This is a genomic window from Erythrobacter sp. NFXS35 (genome assembly GCF_040148725.1).
In the GTDB taxonomy this organism is placed as follows: Bacteria; Pseudomonadota; Alphaproteobacteria; order Sphingomonadales; family Sphingomonadaceae; genus Erythrobacter.
Genome location: NZ_JAGDEB010000003.1, coordinates 302,025 through 318,817, shown reverse-complemented (window position 1 = coordinate 318,817; position 16,793 = coordinate 302,025). Strand labels below are relative to the sequence as shown.

Here is a 16,793-nt window from a genome sequence, read left to right as displayed (position 1 = left end):
GGCAGCGAGGCCCATCGGCCTTGCGCAAATTCGTAGCGCACCAGCGCTCGGGAATGCCCCCCTTAAAGACAGGGGACTGTGTGGACAGGTGGCCGAGTGGTTAAAGGCAGCAGACTGTAAATCTGCCCGCGCAAGCGTACGCTGGTTCGAATCCAGCCCTGTCCACCACTTTCCCGATACAAGGTTTCACGTGTTACTTCGGCGAATGGCAGGGGAACGGCAAGAAATCCGCCGCCCGCTCACCCCGCGCGCGATTATCGACGGGTTGCGACCCTTGAGCGAGCGGCGGTTCTGGCGGGCGAACTCGTCAGGCAGCCAAGGTCTGCGGCGTCGCATCGGCCCAGTTCAGTCCTGGACGATAGCGCGCATCCACCTTGCCTTGCTTCAGCACGAACAGGTGCAGCCACCCGTTGTCGAACAATTCGCGCACCCCGGGGTGGCGTTCCAGCACCTTGAGGACTTCCTCGCGCGGGGCCTCGATCATGACGGACAGGCGCAGCGGTTCGTGCGCGAGCGCCTCGCCGTCGTGCACAGCCTGCCACGGCAGGCCCGGACGCAGGCGTCCGCCATTGCCTTCGATCACTCCGATCCCACCGACGACGTTGTGGATCAGCTTGTTGCCGCCACCGAATATTGCGGGCGCGACCGATGACCCGAAATACTGGAGCGAAATCCAACTTGCCACCACTACCGGCGCGGTGATGATGAGTTCGAGCGTGGCGAACCCTTCGTCCGCGCGCCAATCATAAGAATGGAGGAACGCGCGGCCGCCCAGATCACGGCCCGCAGTTGCCTCGCGCGGCGCGGCGATGAAGGCTGCGCAGCCCGCGAGACCCCATTCGGGGCGGATTTCGGCCCAGTTGGTCGCGCGGGCAGCGATGGTGTTCCAGCGCGCACCCGGCAGGCGCACCGCCCGCTCGGCCCGGGTGACCCTGGTCGCTTGCGAAAGCTGCCTGCGCACCTTTGTCAGATCGCCGCTGCGTACCGAGGGCAAGCCATCTTCGTAGATGGTGATCTCATCGGTGGTGGTGTCGTGCAGACCCGCGACGAACAGGGTATCTTCCGGCACCGTCACGCCGCGCTCGGCCAGCCCGCTGCGGGTTTCGGGATCGTTGAGCAGGATCGCCAGCAGCCGCGCGGAAACCTCGCCGGTGTAGCCGCCGCAGGCACCGCAGTGATAGGCGCTTTCGTGCGGGTTATTGGTTACGTTTCCGCCATGGCCGAGCAGCAGCACGATCGCGCCGTGCCCGCTGGTCAGGCTCATCGCCTTCAGTACCGCCGCGCCGGTATCGGCCTTGGCCTCGGCGCTCATGCCGCCAAGAACTTCGGGGGCAGGCTCCGACTTGGCCGTGCCAGCAAAACCGAGCGCCGAGCGTACCAGTTTGACCGCATAGACCGGCCCCATCGCCTCGACAAAGGCGAAGGAGGACACCGCCGCCTGCCGGAACCTGCCCCAGGCCCGCTTGCTACGGGCAGCTATGCGAGTGGCCTTATCTTTCGCCGGGTCGCCCGCGCTGCTGGTCTCGACCGCCGGATTGAGCAGCACCGGCAGGCGTGCTTCGCGGATGTCCGAGCCATGGGCATGGTGGGCGAGCGGCAGGCCGAAGAACCCGGCAAAACCGAGCGTCGAGATGGAATTGTCGACGCTTTCGAGCGCGCGGCGGAACACCTCGGACCGCACGTCGATACAGAACGCGGCCTGCAGGAAGGGGCGTTCGCTGGCGGGGGCTTGCCCGTCAAGCGCGGCGGTGAGGCGGCGCTGGTGCCCGCGATCGGCGGCGTCCTGCAGGATGGCGAGCGCGACCTCGTCCGCGCCCGGCACAACCGGCTCGGCATGGGCAGCGACAGTCGCGGCCCAGCGGTCGGCGATTTCGGGCGCATGGGCAAGCAGAGCCTCGTCCCAGATCAGGCGGATTGCGAGCAGGTCGACCATGGTGCGATCACTTTCGCCCGCCAGTTCGGCCTGCCACAGCAGCCAGCGGGCGTGCTGCGACCAGCCGCCCATGCTCATGAACAGGCGGTGGAAAGCGGTTTCAGCGCCTGCGTCGCTGATCCCGAGCGCTTCGGCGGCAAACAGGACGGCGCGTTCGGCGGTGTCGGGTGCGGCGGCGACGTGGGCGCAGAAGCCCTTGAGCCCGGCGATTTCGGGCGTGAGATCGTGCATTGCCCAGGCGCGCCATGCAGCAAAAGCGCCGCTGCCCGGTGCGGGCGACCACAGCGCCTGTCCGCGATCGAACTGTCCGGCGGCCCAAAGGCCGATGCACTTGTCGATAAGCGCAGGCCAATCGATACCGGTCGCCTCCGCGGCGAGATCGGCCACTGTGGGGAGCGCCGCCGGCTCCGGCCCGTCGCCCAGCCGTTCGGCCTCATGGTGCAGGGCTGCGGTGCCGCGAGGCTTCAAAGGTGAAGGCGCGGCGGCGAGTGCTTCGGCAAGGTCGTCTTTTCCGATGCGCCCATCGCGGATCGCGGCGGCATAATCCGCCCCGGTGCGGGTCACACGAACCCCCGCCACCCGGCCAAGCCTCATGGCGGCGGTGGCGAGATCCTCACCCGTCTGGCCGAGGAACGGGTTCACCGCCACGGTCGCATCGAGCGGGAAGGCGGGGGGTATGGCGCGCGCGGCGGCTTCGGCGGCTTCGAGGACAGCCGAGAGCCGGACGGGCGTGATTTGCGAGTGCTTCATGAACATGGCGGTCTCCGTGAAAAGCCGGTGTGCGGAGGATCAGGAACGCGGCGCGCGGGTGGTGCGGAAGCCGCCGATGGCGCGGTCAAGCAGGGCGTTGAGGTAAAGCCCGTTGGCAAGATGGACGCGTAGCCCCGCGGTCGAGGGGTGGTGCGCCCACAGCGGAAACAGCGCCTGCGCAAAAGCGACAAGCCCGAAGCTGACCACGCCCAGCACGATCAGCGCCCATTCGAGATCGCCCGGAACTGGCGCAGCGGGCAGGATCGGACCCCAGATCGCTTGCGACAACACGTGGAAGGCAAAATATGCGACCGCCGTGGCCAGCGAGGCCAAGGCCGTGCGCTTGGTCAGCGCGACCGGTGCCCGGTCGGCAAGCCCCTGCGCCACCAGATAGGCCACACCGAAGATCAGGATCGTTCCCAGCGCCAGCGCCTGCGGGCTCTTGGGGCCGAAGACCGCAGTGAACAGTCCGGCGATTGCGGCATAGAGCAGGATCGCGAGGCCGAAGGACTTGAGCACCGCCGCCACGCTCGGCACGGCAACGGGGCCGGGGCGGCGGATATTCGCGACCTCGGTCACCGCTCCGCCCGAGGACAGGAAGGCATGCGCCTTGTAGAGCGAGTGGGCCATGATGTGCAGCAGCGCCAGCGTCCACAGGCCCAGCCCGCATTGCAGCAGCATGAAACCCATCTGCGAAATCGTCGACCACGCCAGCGCCGTCTTGATTGCGCTCTGGGTGAGCATCACTGCCGCGCCAAAAACGGCCGTGAGCCCGCCCAGCATGACCAGCGCAGCCATTGCGCCCGGGCTCGACTGGACCAGTTCGGCATTGGCGATCAGCAGCACACCGCCTGAATTGATGATCCCGGCATGGAGCAGCGCGGAGACGGGGGTGGGCGCCTCCATCACTTCCGTCAGCCAGCCGTGCAGCGGGAAGGACGCGGTCTTCAGCGCGGCGGCGGCAACGATTGCGGCCACCGCAAGCGTGCCTCCGATGCCGAGGCCGTTCGTCCCTGCCGCTGCAGCTAGCGCAGCAAATTCGAGCGTGCCGAAGGTCGCGAACAACAGCCCAGCAGCCAGCACAAGCATCGCATCGCCGGCATGCCACACCACCGCGAACTTGGTTGCGGCGCGGCGTGCCTCAGCGCGTTCGGGATAGAACAGCAACAGGCGCTTCAGGGCGATGCCCACGACGATTGCGGCAAGAAGGGCGAGAGAAAGGGTGCCCGCCTGAACGAACGCCAGCACCGCCGCGAGTGTCGTCAACATCAGCGCGTGAAACATGCCCTCGCGTGCCTCGCCGTCAATGTAGGTGCGGCTGTAGCGCATCACGATCCAGCCGATGAAGCCGACCAGCGTCGCCATCGCAGTGCTGACCAGATCGGCGCGGAAGGCCAATCGTGCGGCGCCTTCCATGATGCCGACACCGGGCACCGCGCCAAGGGCTGTCTGCACCAACCCGGCGAGCGCCAGCGCGAATGCCGCCACCGCCGACAATTCGGCCCAGCGCGGCAGGCTGCCGGGCCGCTTGCCGGGCCGCGCCAGTGCGACAAGGATGGCAGGCAGCAAGGCCAGCGGGGCGAGGAAGGACAATGCGAAGGCGATTTGCATGGCGGCACTCCGGCGAAGGGGCGATCGGGATGCCGGACGGATAAAAGCTGGACAGAATTTAATAAAATACATATTTTCTGTCTTATCGTTCGGAAATTTGGAACTATGGCGAGCCTCAATCTTCACCATCTGCGGCTGTTCCGGGCCACCGCGCGCGAAGGCACGCTGACTGCGGCGGCCAAGGCGCTCAACATCTCGCAAAGCGCGGTCTCCACCCAGATCAAGGCGCTGGAGGCCGATCTCGGTCACGACCTGTTCGAACGGCGCGGGCGCAATCTGGTGCTGACCGAGGCAGGGCGCATCGCGCTCGATCATGCCGACGAGATTTTCCGCACCGCCGAACAGCTCACCGCCACCTTTCGCGCGGTCGGTCAACGGCGCAAGGTGCTGCGCATCGGCGCGCTGGCGACATTGTCGCGCAACTTTCAGCTCGGCTTCGTCCAGCCGCTGATCGGGCGAGAGGATGTGGAGGTGGTGATGCGATCGGGCACGCAGGCGAGCCTGCTGCGAGCGCTCGAAGCGATGACGATCGACGTGCTGCTGACCAACATGGTGCCCGCGCGCGACGCGGCGAGCCCCTATCTGGTGCGGCGGCTGGCGGAACAACCGGTCAGCCTGGTCGGCGGGCGTTCGCGGCTGGCGCTGGCGGCGCAGGGCCTGCCGAAACTGCTGGCGGCGGCGCCGCTGATCCTGCCGACCCCGGAAACCGCGCTGCGGGCGGGCTTCGATGCGCTGATCGAGCGCATGGGCATCGTCCCGCGCATCGCTGCCGAGGCGGACGACATGGCGATGCTGCGCCTGTTGGCGCGGAGCGATTCAGGCGTGGCGGTGATCCCGCCGATCGTGGTGCAGGACGAACTTGCCTCCGGTGCGCTGTACGAGCTGTACCAGCTTCCAGATATCACCGAGATATTCTGCGCCGTGACGATTCGCCGCACCTTTCCCAATCCCCTGCTGGACGACGTGCTCGAAAGCGCGGAGGCAGAGGCTGCCCAGGCGTGATCCGCAGCTGCCTGCGCAGCGCAGGCCTTGCAGGTAGCCGAGGCGAACAGTAAGGCCGCGCGCTCCCTATGCGAGAAAGATCCATGCAGGAATCGCAACCCAGCCCCATCGCCCTGACCGGTCGCCCCGTGATTTCGGCCACCGGCCTGTTCACGCCCGCCGAATCGATCAGCAACGCCGAACTGGTGGCGAGCTTCAACGCCTTCGCCGACCGCCACAACGCCGCGCATGCCGAAGCAATCGCCGCTGGCGAGGCCGAGCCGCTGCCCTATTCCTCGGTCGAATTCATCGAGAAGGCGAGCGGGATCAAGTCGCGCCACGTGATGAGCAAGGCGCCGATCCTCGATCCCGAGACCATGTGTCCGCGCCTGCCCGAGCGGGGTAATGACGAATTGTCGATCATGGCTGAAATCGGCGTTGCGGCTTCGCGGAAGGCGCTGGAGCGCGCGGGCCGCGATCCGCAGGACGTCGATGCGGTGCTGTGTGCCGCATCGAACATGCAGCGCCCCTATCCGGCGATGGCGATCGAAATTCAGCAGGCGCTGGGGATCGAAGGCTTCGGCTTTGACATGAACGTGGCGTGCTCTTCCGCCACCTTCGGCATCCAGACCGCAGCCGACTATATCCGGTCAGGCAACGCCAGAAGCGTGCTGGTGGTCAGCCCTGAAATCACCTCGGGCCATTTGAACTGGCGCGACCGCGACAGTCACTTCATCTTCGGAGACGTGGCGACTGCGGTGCTGGTGGAAGACGCCGCCATCGCCCCAGCGCAGCATTGGGACATCCTCGGCACCAAGCTGAAAACCGTGTTCTCCAACAATATCCGCAACAATTTCGGCTTCCTCAACCGCGCGACGCCGGAAACGGCCGGGTCGGCGGACAAGCTGTTCGTTCAGGAAGGGCGCAAGGTGTTCAAGGAAGTCGTGCCGATGGTGGCGCAGATGATCCTCGATGAAGCTATGCGGTTGGGGATCGACCCGCAGGCCTTGCGGCGGTTGTGGCTCCATCAGGCCAATGCAGGGATGAACCGCCTGATCGCGCACAAGGTGCTGGGTCACGAGGCCAGTGAGGACGAAAGCCCGACGGTGCTCGACACCTATGGCAACACGTCGAGCGCCGGGTCGATCATCGCCTTCCATCAGCACAGCGACGATCTGGCGGAGGGCGACACCGGCCTCATCTGCAGTTTCGGTGCGGGCTATTCGGCGGGCACGGTATTTGTGCGCAAAATAGGTTAGGGCCGACTTGCTTGCGGCTGCGCGCCGCTCTGCCTACAAGCGGTGCGATGGCAGGCGAAATCCTCGATAACAAGGGCCGCGGCGATGCGGGCTGGAACTGGCCCGCGATCCATCCGGAGGGTCGAAAATTCGGCCTGATCGCGGTGGCTACCAGTCTGTTTTTCCTGCTGGCGCTCGATTGGGAGATAATCGGCTGGCCGCTGATGCTGCTGTCGGTCGGGGTATTCGCGTTCTTCCGCGATCCCGAACGGGTGGTGCCGCAGGCCGAAGCCGCGATCATATCGCCCGCCGATGGGCTGGTGACGCTGATCGCCGAGGTCGAGCCTCCGCTCGAACTGCAGATCGACGATGGCTCGGGGCATACAGGGCTCGCGCGCGGGCCGGTGACGCGGGTCTCGATCTTCATGACGGTGTTCGATGTCCACATCAATCGTGCGCCGATGGGCGGGACGGTGCGGCGGGTGGTCTACATCCCGGGCAAGTTCATGAACGGCGAACTCGACAAGGCGAGCGACGAAAACGAGCGTCAGCATATCCTGATCGAGCGCGGAGACGGGCTGAAGCTCGGCTTCACGCAAATCGCAGGATTGGTAGCGCGGCGGATCGTGCCTTTCGTCAAGCCGGGCGACATGGTCGCCAAGGGGCAGCGCGTGGGGCTTATCCGGTTCGGTAGCCGGGTCGATGTCTATCTTCCTGCCGGCACCGATCCGCGGGTGATGATTGGCCAGACGGTGATCGCGGGTGAGACTGTGCTGGCGGAGGTCGGCCATAGCGGATTGATTGAAGGAATTGCACAGTGATTGCGGTGACGCGTACCATCGAAGCGAAGCGCGGGCAGGCGCGACCATGAGCCGCCCACCGAAATTGCGGCGCGGATCGTTCCTTCCAGCGCGACTCGGCCCCAAGGCGGCCGAGGACGAGGACGTGGCCGAAGTGCGCGATGGCGGCGGGCTTTCGCTGCGGGCGATGTTGCCCAATGCAGTCACTGCGGCGGCGCTGTGTTCGGGGCTGACGGGGATCCGGTTTGCGACCGAAGGCGAATGGTCGTTTGCGGTCATTCTGGTGGTGCTGGCGGGCGTGCTCGACGGGATCGACGGCAGGGTCGCGCGATTGCTCAACGCCCAGTCGCGGTTCGGGGCAGAGCTGGACAGTCTTGCGGATTCGCTTTCGTTCGGAGTGGCGCCAGCGCTGATCCTGTACATGTGGTCGTTGCATGCGTGGCCAAGCTTCGGCTGGCTGGCTGCGTTGGCCTTCGCAATTTGCTGCGCGCTGCGGCTGGCGCGCTTCAACGCGCGGATCGATGTCGACGATCAGCCGCACAAATCCGCCGGTTTCCTAACCGGCGTACCCGCCCCTGTAGGGGCGGCGCTGGCGTTCACTCCGTTCTACCTGTGGAACGAGACCGGGCTGGAGTTCTTCCGCAATCCGGTGGTGATGGCGCTGTGGCTGACCATCATTGCAGTGCTCATGATTTCCAACATGGCAACGCTGAGTTGGGGTTCGCTGCGCCCGCGCAAGGCGATCCGGCTGTGGCTGATCGCGTTCATCGCCGTCGCCTTTGCCGCCTTGCTGCTGGAACCGTGGTGGACGCTGGCGACGATCTGCATCGTCTACCTCGCGCTGATGCCTTACGGCCTCGTCAGATACGGCCGGATCAAGCGGCGCCGCGCGCAAGAGCTGGTTGCGACCGCAGCATCGAGGAACGACGTGGCATCATAGCCGTGCCCGAATGGCGCGCTGCAGCCCGCAGCCGCACTTCGCGCGGATCGACCTGCATCATGAAGCCTGCGCCCATCAGCGCACGTTCGCGCATCAGCATGGCATAGGCCCGGCGCGCCTTCATGGCGCTGTCCGCCAAGCTGAGCATCGCAGCCACGGCGGCAATCGCAAACAGCAGGTTGATGGCAAGAGCAAGCATGGCCGGTTCCTTCTCGATCAATCGTTCGTTCTTTGTTCTACGCCTCTTGTTCCCTACCTGTTCCATCCTGTCAAGCGGCATTCGCGGCGCGGACGACGGAAATTTTGTGCGCCAAGCGGAATCGGGGCTGGATTTTGTGGTCCCACGGGGCTAAGGGCGCGCTCGCTTCGGGAATGGCATGCGGCCTGCCCCGGAGCAAATTCACATGGAAGGCGCACATACCGGTGCCGTTTGCGGGACACTCCGCACACGCGGTTCCAGCCTTCCAGAGGAACAACCGGAAAGGAATTACCTATGGCGGCACCTGTCGTCACGATGCAGCAATTGATCGAGGCCGGCGCGCACTTCGGCCACCAGACCCACCGCTGGAACCCGCGCATGAAGCCGTATATCTTCGGTGCGCGCAACGGTGTTCACATCATCGACCTGTCGCAGACCGTGCCGCTGTTCGCGCGTGCGCTCGATTTCGTCGAATCCACTGTGCGTTCGGGCGGCAAGGTGCTGTTCGTCGGTACGAAGCGTCAGGCGCAGGAGCCGATCGCCGAAGCTGCGCGCGCTTCGGGCCAGCATTTCGTCAACCACCGGTGGCTGGGCGGGATGCTCACCAACTGGAAGACGATTTCGGGTTCGATCCGCCGCTTGAAGAGCCTTGAGGAAATGCTTTCGGGCGACACCAGCGGCCTCACCAAGAAGGAAGTCCTTCAGCTCACCCGTGAGCGTGAAAAGCTGGAAATGTCGCTGGGCGGCATCCGCGACATGGGCGGCATTCCGGACGTGATGTTCGTGATCGACGCCAACAAGGAAGATCTCGCGATCAAGGAAGCCGCCGTGCTCGGCATTCCGGTGATCGGGATCCTCGATACCAATGTCGATCCGTCGCACATCGCCTTCCCGGTTCCGGGCAATGACGATGCGGCGCGTGCGGTGCGGCTCTACTGTCAGGCGATCGGCGATGCCGCGCTGGCGGGCAAAGGCAAGTTCCAGTCCGACGTGTCGAGCGATTTCGGCGCGATGGACGAGCCCCCGGTCGAAGCTACGGCTGTCGAAGAAACGGCTGCGGAAGCCAGCGCAAGCGAAGCTGCGGACGCCTGATCCAGCGGGTGGCAGCGCGCGTCTTTTATGGCGCGCGCGTCAACCACCCGTCACAATCCCTCTATAGCGCGCCCGGCATTGCCCTCCTGTAACGGTAGCGGCAGGGCCGGGCGCCCTTGAAACAGAATGAAAGGAATTTCCCATGGCCGATTTCTCCGTCGCCGATGTGAAGAAACTGCGCGAGCGCACCGGCGCTGGCATGATGGACGCCAAGAAGGCGCTGACCGAAGCGGGCGGCGACATTGAAGCCGCGGTTGACGCGCTGCGTGCCAAGGGCCTTGCGACCGCTCAGAAGAAGTCCAGCCGCACCGCGGCCGAAGGTCTGGTCGGCGTGGCCGTATCGGGCACCAAGGGTGTCGCGGTCGAAGTCAATTCTGAGACCGACTTCGTCGCCAAGAACGACAAGTTCCAGGAATTCGTGCGCAATGTCACGGCAGTCGCCCTCGACCTCGGCAATGACGATGTCGAAGCGCTGAAGGCTGCAGCCTATCCCGGCGGCGGCACTGTTGCCGACAAGCTGACCGACAATGTCGCCACCATCGGCGAAAACCAGCAGATCCGCCGGATCAAGACGGTTGCGGTCGATAAGGGCATGGTCGTGTCCTACATGCACACCGCCGCTGCCGAAGGTCTCGGCAAGATCGGCGTGCTGATCGGTCTGGAAAGCGAAGCGGTCGCAGATGTGCTCGAACCGCTGGGCAAGCAGCTTGCGATGCACGCCGCTGCCGCCTTCCCGATGGCGCTCGACGCCGACGGTCTCGATGCCGAAGTGATCGAGCGCGAGCGCAAGATCGCTGCCGAAAAGGCCGCCGAAACCGGCAAGCCCGAAGACGTGCAGGCCAAGATGGTCGATGGCGCGGTCAAGAAGTTCGCCAAGGAAAACGCGCTGCTCAGCCAGATCTTCGTGATGGACAACAAGACCGTGATCGCCGATCTCGTCGCGCAGGCCGGCAAGGCTGCGGGCACGGCAATCGTGCTCAAGGACTATGCCCGCTTCCAGCTCGGCGAAGGCATCGAGAAGGAAGAAACCGATTTCGCAGCGGAGGTCGCAGCGGCAGTCGCCGGCTGATTTTCCTGCAGTTGAATACGAAAACGGCCGCCCCAGCTCAGCGCTGCGGCGGCCGTATTTCTATCAGCCAGATTTCGGGGTGCGTGAACATCCGCACCGGTAGCAGGCTGGTGCCGAGCCCGGCGCTGGTCACCAGCGTCTTGCCGTGCTGACGCGTCACCCCGCAGGCATACAGATTTCCGTACTCCGACATCGTTGCAGGCGCGCCGCCCCATGGCCAGGCGATCTGCCCGCAATGAGTGTGCCCCGCCAGCACCAGCTCGACATCGACCGGCACCTGCGGGAAGATATCGGGACTATGGGTGAGCATGATGCGCACGCCTGATTGCCCTGCCATCGCCGTTACCGTGGCGGACAGATCGGCCTTGCCAGTGAAGTCATCATCCACCCCCCCGATCACCACCGGCCCGCGCTGCGCCGCCTGATTGCGCAGCACTCTGATCTGCGGATAGCGCGCCAGTTCTGCCGCCAGTGTCTCCCAACCGAACCAGTGGTCATGATTGCCGGGCACCACCACAACGCCCTGCGGCGCTGACAATAGGCCGAGCGGTGCGACCACTTCGGCAGCAGTATAAACCTGCGTCGCTGTTCGCTTTTCGCTGACGAGGTCTCCGGCGATGGCAATCAGATCGGGCTGGAGCGCGTTGACCTGCGCCGCGATTTCGGCGAGCCGCGATGGCGGCATATCCGGACCGGCCACGTGGATATCGGCGAGCAGCGCAATCGTGAACGGCGGCGCGCCCGAGCGTAGCGCATCGCTTTCCACAACCAGCCGCTCCACCACCGGCGCGCGCATCGTGTCGTTCCACGCCTTGGCCCCCACGGCGATGGCCATCACGAGCGCGAGCAGGCCGGCGCGGCGGAACATTGTCATCCCCATTCTCACCGCTATCCTCTTGGCAGCACCGCGCCACCCCGATAAAGGCCCCGCAAGCCAGTTTCCGTCAGCCCAGATCCGCTAGAAAGCCAACCTGACATGTCTCTCCCCACAATCAAGCGCGTGCTGCTCAAACTTTCGGGCGAAGTGCTGATGGGCGGACAGCAGTTCGGGATCGACCCGGCCTTCGTCGCCGAACTCGCCAAGGAAGTGAAGGCTGCCAAGGATACCGGGCTCGAAATCTGTCTGGTGATCGGCGGCGGCAACATTTTTCGCGGGATGGCGGGCGCAGCGCAGGGGATGGACCGCGCGCAGGCCGATTACATGGGCATGTTGGCGACGGTAATGAACGCGCTCGCGATGCAGAACGCGCTCGAACAGATCGGCGTGCAGACCCGTGTGCAATCCGCGATTGAAATGGACAAGGTGTGCGAACCGGTGATCCGCCGCCGCGCCGAACGCCATCTGGAAAAGGGCCGCGTGGTGATCTTCGCCGCCGGCGTGGGCGCCCCTTACTTTACCACCGACAGCGGCGCAGCACTGCGCGCGGCGGAAATGAAATGCGATGCGCTGCTGAAAGGCACCAGCGTCGATGGGGTTTATGATAGCGACCCGAAGTATAATCCCAATGCCATCAGGTTCGATGCCGTCACCTATGACAGGGTGCTGGCGGATAATCTGAGGGTGATGGACGCCTCTGCCGTGGCGCTGTGCCGCGATAACCAGATCCCGATTGTGGTCTTCTCGATCCGCGAGAAAGGCAACCTCGCACGCGTGCTGGCGGGCGAGGGCGTGCAGACCATTGTTCAAGACAACTGACTTGCAAGACAGCTGAGACAAGAAGAAGGAAGCCCGAAGCATGCCGCAATATGACAAGGCCGATATCGAGCGCCGGATGAAGGGCGCGGTCGATGCGCTCAAGAGCGATCTGCAAGGCCTGCGCACCGGCCGCGCCAACACCACGCTGCTCGATCCGGTGGTGGTCGAGGTTTATGGCGCGATGATGCCGCTCAACCAGGTGGCGACCGTTTCCGCTCCCGAACCGCGCATGCTGAGCGTGCAGGTGTGGGACAAGTCGAACATGACCCCGGTGGAAAAAGGCATTGCCCACGCCAATCTGGGCCTCAACCCGATCATCGATGGCCAGACATTGCGGCTGCCGATCCCCGATCTGACGCAGGAACGCCGCAAGGAACTGGCCAAGCTTGCCGGGCAATATGCCGAAAAGGCCAAGATCGCGATCCGCAACGTGCGCCGCGACGCGATGGAAAGCCTGAAGACCGACGAGAAGAAGAAGGAAATCTCCGAGGACGACCGCAAGCGGTCCGAGGACGAGGTCCAGAAGCTGACCGACAAATACGTGGCCGAAACCGACGAGGCAGCGGCGAAGAAGGAACAGGAAATCCTGACCCAGTAAGGCTGACAGATCGGATCGGTAGGAACAGGCTTGGACCAATTACGCGCCAGACATGTCGCCATCATCATGGATGGCAATGGCCGCTGGGCCAAGAAGCGCGGGTTGCCGCGTGCGGTCGGCCATCAGCGTGGGGTGGAGGCGGTGCGGCGGCTGGTGCGTTCGCTGGAGCCGACCGGGCTCGAATGCCTGACGCTTTATGCCTTTTCGTCCGAGAACTGGAAGCGGTCGGAAGACGAGGTCGACGATCTGATGAACTTGATGCGCAAGTTCATCAAATCTGACCTGCCCGAATTCGTCGCCAACAACGTGAAGCTCAAGATCATCGGTGACTGGCAGTCGCTCGCGCCCGATATCGTCGCGATGCTGGAAGATGCGCTGGCGCAGACCGCCAACGGGCAGCAGACGCTGGCGGTGGCGCTCAATTATGGCGGGCAACACGAAATCGCACGCGCGGCAGCAAAGGCCGCCGCGGCGGGCGAAGTGACGATCGAGAGCCTTGCCGCGCAGCTCGACACGGCTGATCTGCCGCCGCTCGATTTGCTGATCCGCACCAGCGGCGAAATACGCCTCTCGAACTTTCTGCTGTGGCAATCGGCCTACGCGGAAATGTTGTTCGTGGACACGTTGTGGCCCGATTTCGAGCCCGCGCACCTCACGCAGGCGCTCGATGATTTCGCGCGAAGGGAGCGGCGTTATGGCGGGCGGTAAGGTGCGCGTGCGTGATCCGCGCGCCGGCGTTTCCGATTTGCCGGTGCGGCTCGCCTCGGCGATTGTCATGCTGGTGATCGCAGGCGGGGCGCTGTGGCTGGGGGGGTGGTTCTGGACCGGATTTGTCGCGTTGCTGGCGTGCGGTATCCTGTGGGAATGGAATCGGTTGGTGAGCCGGTTCGGAGCATCCAACCTTACCGAGGTACTGTGGTTTTTCGGCGGCGTAGTCTACATCGGCGGGGCGGCGCTCGCGATGATGGCGCTGCGCAATGGTGCGGGTTTCCTGCCGGTCGATGGACAGAGCGTGGGATACGCCCCGGTCGAAGTGCTGATCGGCTATATCCTGCCGATCATCGCGGTCGATGCCGGAGCCTATTTCGCCGGGCGTGCGATTGGCGGCCCCAAGATTGCACCGCGCATCAGTCCGTCGAAAACCTGGGCGGGGTTGGGCGGCGGGGCGCTGGCGGCGGGACTGGTGGCGCTGGGCAACGAACTCGCCAATTTCGGCCCGGCAGCGGCCTCACCCGGCTACGACCTCGTCAGCGTCGCGCTCGCGCTGGCAGCGGGCGGGCTGATTGCCGTTCTCGCGCAGGCGGGAGATTTTTTTGAAAGCTGGATGAAGCGGCGGGCGGGGATGAAGGATTCGAGTGCGCTGATTCCGGGACATGGCGGGCTGTTCGACCGGCTCGACGGGTTCCTCGCGGTGTTCTTTGTGCTGTTTGTGTTTGCAGTCGTGCCCACTTTGCTGGGATAGTGACAGTATGACCCGCTCGCTTACACTGCTCGGCGCCACCGGATCGATCGGCGCATCCACGCTCGATCTTGTGCGCCGCAACCCCGATCAATGGCAGGTCGAAGCCTTGACTGCGCATTGCAGCGCCGCCGAACTCGCTGCGCTGGCGATCGAATTCGGTGCGAAGCTGGCGGTGGTCGGCGATGCGAACTGCCTGCCCGAATTGCGCGCAGCCTTGGGCAACAGCGGCATCGAAGCGGCGGGCGGACGCGAGGCGCTGTGCGAGGCGGCAGCGCGTCCGGTGGACATGACCGTGGCGGCCATCGTCGGCTGCGCCGGGCTTGGTCCGGTGATGGCCGCGGTCGAGCGCGGCGGCACCATTGCGCTCGCCAACAAGGAAGCGCTGGTCTCGGCGGGCGAGGTGCTGATGCAGGCGGTGTCGAAGCACGGCGCGACCCTGCTGCCGACCGACAGCGAACATAACGCCATCTTCCAGTGCCTTGCCGGCAACCGGATCGAGGATGTCTCCCGCATCACTCTGACCGCGAGCGGCGGGCCGCTGCGCACGTGGAGCGCCGAGCGGTTGGCGGCGGCCACCCCGGCCGAGGCGGTCGCCCATCCCAACTGGTCGATGGGCGCGAAGATCAGCGTCGATTCGGCGACGATGATGAACAAGGGGCTCGAATATATCGAAGCCTATCACCTGTTCCCGGTGGGGCTGGATCGGCTCGCGATTGTCGTCCACCCGCAAAGCGTGATCCATTCGATGGTCGAATTCCGCGACCGGTCGACGCTGGCGCAGCTCGGCCCATCTGACATGCGCGTGCCGATTGCCTCGTGCCTTGCCTGGCCGCAGCGCATGGCAACCCCTCTCGCGCCGCTCGATTTGGCGGCGATCGGCCAATTGACGTTCGAGCCGACCAATGAGGCGCTGTTCCCGGCGACCCGGCTGGCGCGCGAGGCGATTGCCGCAGGCGGCGGCGCTCCTGCGATCCTCAACGCTGCCAACGAAGTCGCGGTCGCGGCGTTCCTTTCCGGTCAGATCAGGTTCACACGCATTGCCGCAGTGGTGGAAGAGGCGCTCCATCGGATGAGCGCCGCTGCGCCGCAGACGCTCGAAGACGTTCTGGCGCTGGACCGGGAAGCGCGTGCCCGCGCTGCCGAAATCGTGGAGACTTCCGCTCTTGTTTGAATCCCCTCCGTTCTGGATGTACGTGGCTGGCTTTCTGCTGTTGCTCGGCCCGCTCATCACCCTGCACGAACTCGGCCACCTGCTCGTCGGGCGCTTCTTCGGCGTGAAGGCCGAGGCATTCTCGGTCGGCTTCGGCAAGGAAATCGCCGGTTTCACTGACAAGCGTGGCACACGCTGGAAGCTCTCAGCGCTGCCGCTTGGCGGCTACGTGCAGTTCAAGGGCGACATGAACCCCGCCAGCGTTCCCGAGGCTAACGCCCCGCGCGAGGAAGGCAGTTTCCAGCACGCGGCGCTATGGAAACGCGCGTTGATCGTGGCGGCAGGGCCGGTAACGAACCTGTTGGTGGCGATTGCCATTTTCGCGGCGTTTTACGCTGTACTCGGCAAGCCGGTCATCGACGGGGTCGAGGATTCGCGCCAGATCGGCGGCTTTGCCGAAGCGAGCGTTGCCCGCGACGCGGGGATTCGCGCCGGCGACACCATCATCGCCGTCGACGGTGAGCCGATCGCGGAATTCGACCAGCTGCGAACTGCAGTGGGCCTCCACCCCGGCAAGGACATGGTGATTACCGTCGAACGGGCCGGCGAGCGTATCGATTATCCGCTCACGACCGCGCGCGTGGTGCAAACCGACAGCTTCGGCAATGAAAGTGCTATCGGCCAGATCGGTGTGGCTGCGGCAGGTGGCCGCTATGTGTTCGAACAGGTTAGCGTGGTCGAAGCGGTGCCGCTGGCGGCGAAGCAGAGCTGGGACATGATGGGCATGATGGTCACCGGCATCAAGCAGATCGTGGTCGGCGACCGTTCGTTCAAGGAGTTGGGCGGCCCGCTCAAGATCGCGAAATATTCGGGCGAACAGATGAGCCTTGGGGTGGTGGCCTTCATCAATTTTGCCGCGCTGATCTCGCTTAATTTGGCATTCATCAACTTCTTGCCAATCCCCGCGCTCGATGGCGGGCACCTGATGTTCTACGCGGCCGAGGCTATCCGCCGGAAGCCGGTGGGGCCGCGGGCGACCGAATGGGCCTACCGCACCGGAATCGCGCTGGTGCTGACGCTGATGGTGGTGGTGACGGTGAATGACCTTTTCTCGCTCCCGCTGTTCGGCAGCTGACGCGGCAGGAATGCAGGTGGTCGGTTTGCCGTGGAAAGCCGGCGGCGCTGTGCGCAATGCACAGCCTCGCGGCTTGATTGCACGGGGCACATCGGGCAGAGGCTTGGCCGGTGAGGGCTGGGTTGCTGCGTGCGGCATC

16 protein-coding genes and 1 tRNA gene are annotated in these 16,793 nt (G+C 64.9%); 13 read left to right on the top strand and 4 right to left on the bottom strand.

Features of this window, described 5'->3' with window-relative positions; all coding sequences use genetic code 11:
* The first annotated feature begins 82 nt into the window (after positions 1 to 82).
* Positions 83 to 168 (top strand) — tRNA-Tyr (locus J3454_RS13080).
* A gap of 139 nt (positions 169 to 307) precedes the next feature.
* Here the strand turns inward: J3454_RS13080 and J3454_RS13075 are convergent.
* Positions 308 to 2,683 (bottom strand): YbcC family protein, encoded by a 2,376-nt coding sequence (locus tag J3454_RS13075; RefSeq protein WP_349514208.1) that lies wholly within the window; start codon positions 2,681 to 2,683, stop codon positions 308 to 310.
* A 39-nt stretch (positions 2,684 to 2,722) separates the two neighbouring features.
* Positions 2,723 to 4,294 (bottom strand): proton-conducting transporter transmembrane domain-containing protein, encoded by a 1,572-nt coding sequence (locus J3454_RS13070; protein ID WP_349514207.1) that lies wholly within the window; start codon positions 4,292 to 4,294, stop codon positions 2,723 to 2,725.
* Positions 4,295 to 4,399: 105 nt separating this feature from the next.
* On the opposite strand from J3454_RS13070, the gene J3454_RS13065 reads away from it, so the two are divergent.
* The 4 genes from J3454_RS13065 to pssA all read left to right on the top strand — a co-directional run bounded on the left by J3454_RS13065 (position 4,400) and on the right by pssA (position 8,253).
* Positions 4,400 to 5,296 (top strand): LysR family transcriptional regulator, encoded by an 897-nt coding sequence (locus tag J3454_RS13065; RefSeq protein ID WP_349514206.1) that lies wholly within the window; start codon positions 4,400 to 4,402, stop codon positions 5,294 to 5,296.
* A gap of 83 nt (positions 5,297 to 5,379) precedes the next feature.
* Entirely contained in the window at positions 5,380 to 6,534 is a 1,155-nt protein-coding gene (locus J3454_RS13060; protein ID WP_349514205.1) for a beta-ketoacyl-ACP synthase III, read from the top strand.
* A 47-nt stretch (positions 6,535 to 6,581) separates the two neighbouring features.
* Positions 6,582 to 7,334: a phosphatidylserine decarboxylase gene (locus tag J3454_RS13055; protein WP_349514204.1), complete on the top strand. Its 753-nt coding sequence runs from the start codon at positions 6,582 to 6,584 to the stop codon at positions 7,332 to 7,334.
* A 46-nt stretch (positions 7,335 to 7,380) separates the two neighbouring features.
* On the top strand, positions 7,381 to 8,253 hold the full coding sequence (pssA, locus tag J3454_RS13050) for a CDP-diacylglycerol--serine O-phosphatidyltransferase (protein ID WP_349514203.1): 873 nt from the start codon (positions 7,381 to 7,383) through the stop codon (positions 8,251 to 8,253).
* On the opposite strand, the gene J3454_RS13045 is transcribed toward pssA, so the two are convergent.
* Positions 8,189 to 8,452, bottom strand: a complete 264-nt coding sequence (locus J3454_RS13045; RefSeq protein ID WP_349514202.1) for a hypothetical protein — start codon at positions 8,450 to 8,452, stop codon at positions 8,189 to 8,191. The genes pssA and J3454_RS13045 overlap by 65 nt on opposite strands.
* A gap of 294 nt (positions 8,453 to 8,746) precedes the next feature.
* On the opposite strand from J3454_RS13045, the gene rpsB reads away from it, so the two are divergent.
* Together rpsB and tsf are read left to right on the top strand one after the other, a co-directional pair.
* Positions 8,747 to 9,544, top strand: coding sequence for a 30S ribosomal protein S2 (rpsB, locus tag J3454_RS13040; protein WP_349514201.1), 798 nt, complete (start codon positions 8,747 to 8,749; stop codon positions 9,542 to 9,544).
* A gap of 142 nt (positions 9,545 to 9,686) precedes the next feature.
* Positions 9,687 to 10,613 carry a translation elongation factor Ts gene (gene tsf, locus J3454_RS13035; protein ID WP_349514200.1) on the top strand — a complete coding sequence of 309 codons (927 nt, stop codon included), beginning with the start codon at positions 9,687 to 9,689 and terminating at the stop codon, positions 10,611 to 10,613.
* A gap of 37 nt (positions 10,614 to 10,650) precedes the next feature.
* Here the strand turns inward: tsf and J3454_RS13030 are convergent, their stop codons facing one another.
* Positions 10,651 to 11,481: a metallophosphoesterase gene (locus J3454_RS13030; RefSeq protein ID WP_349514199.1), complete on the bottom strand. Its 831-nt coding sequence runs from the start codon at positions 11,479 to 11,481 to the stop codon at positions 10,651 to 10,653.
* 108 nt (positions 11,482 to 11,589) lie between these two features.
* Between J3454_RS13030 and pyrH the strand changes: the two genes are divergently transcribed.
* The 6 genes from pyrH (at position 11,590) to rseP (ending at position 16,654) form a co-directional block, all read left to right on the top strand.
* A complete protein-coding gene (gene pyrH / locus J3454_RS13025) occupies positions 11,590 to 12,309 on the top strand; it encodes a UMP kinase (RefSeq protein ID WP_349514198.1) in 720 nt (239 codons plus the stop codon).
* 40 nt (positions 12,310 to 12,349) lie between these two features.
* Positions 12,350 to 12,907, top strand: a complete 558-nt coding sequence (frr, locus tag J3454_RS13020; RefSeq protein ID WP_296720112.1) for a ribosome recycling factor — start codon at positions 12,350 to 12,352, stop codon at positions 12,905 to 12,907.
* Positions 12,908 to 12,973: 66 nt separating this feature from the next.
* Positions 12,974 to 13,615 carry a polyprenyl diphosphate synthase gene (uppS, locus tag J3454_RS13015; protein WP_349514591.1) on the top strand — a complete coding sequence of 214 codons (642 nt, stop codon included), beginning with the start codon at positions 12,974 to 12,976 and terminating at the stop codon, positions 13,613 to 13,615.
* On the top strand, positions 13,602 to 14,369 hold the full coding sequence (locus J3454_RS13010; RefSeq protein WP_349514197.1) for a phosphatidate cytidylyltransferase: 768 nt from the start codon (positions 13,602 to 13,604) through the stop codon (positions 14,367 to 14,369). The genes uppS and J3454_RS13010 overlap by 14 nt, the downstream gene beginning before the upstream one ends.
* Before the next feature lie 7 nt (positions 14,370 to 14,376).
* The gene (gene dxr / locus J3454_RS13005; protein WP_349514196.1) at positions 14,377 to 15,540 is read left to right on the top strand and encodes a 1-deoxy-D-xylulose-5-phosphate reductoisomerase; all 1,164 of its coding nucleotides are present in this window, start codon (positions 14,377 to 14,379) and stop codon (positions 15,538 to 15,540) included.
* A gap of 16 nt (positions 15,541 to 15,556) precedes the next feature.
* Entirely contained in the window at positions 15,557 to 16,654 is a 1,098-nt protein-coding gene (gene rseP / locus J3454_RS13000; protein ID WP_349514590.1) for an RIP metalloprotease RseP, read from the top strand.
* Positions 16,655 to 16,793 lie beyond the last annotated feature (139 nt).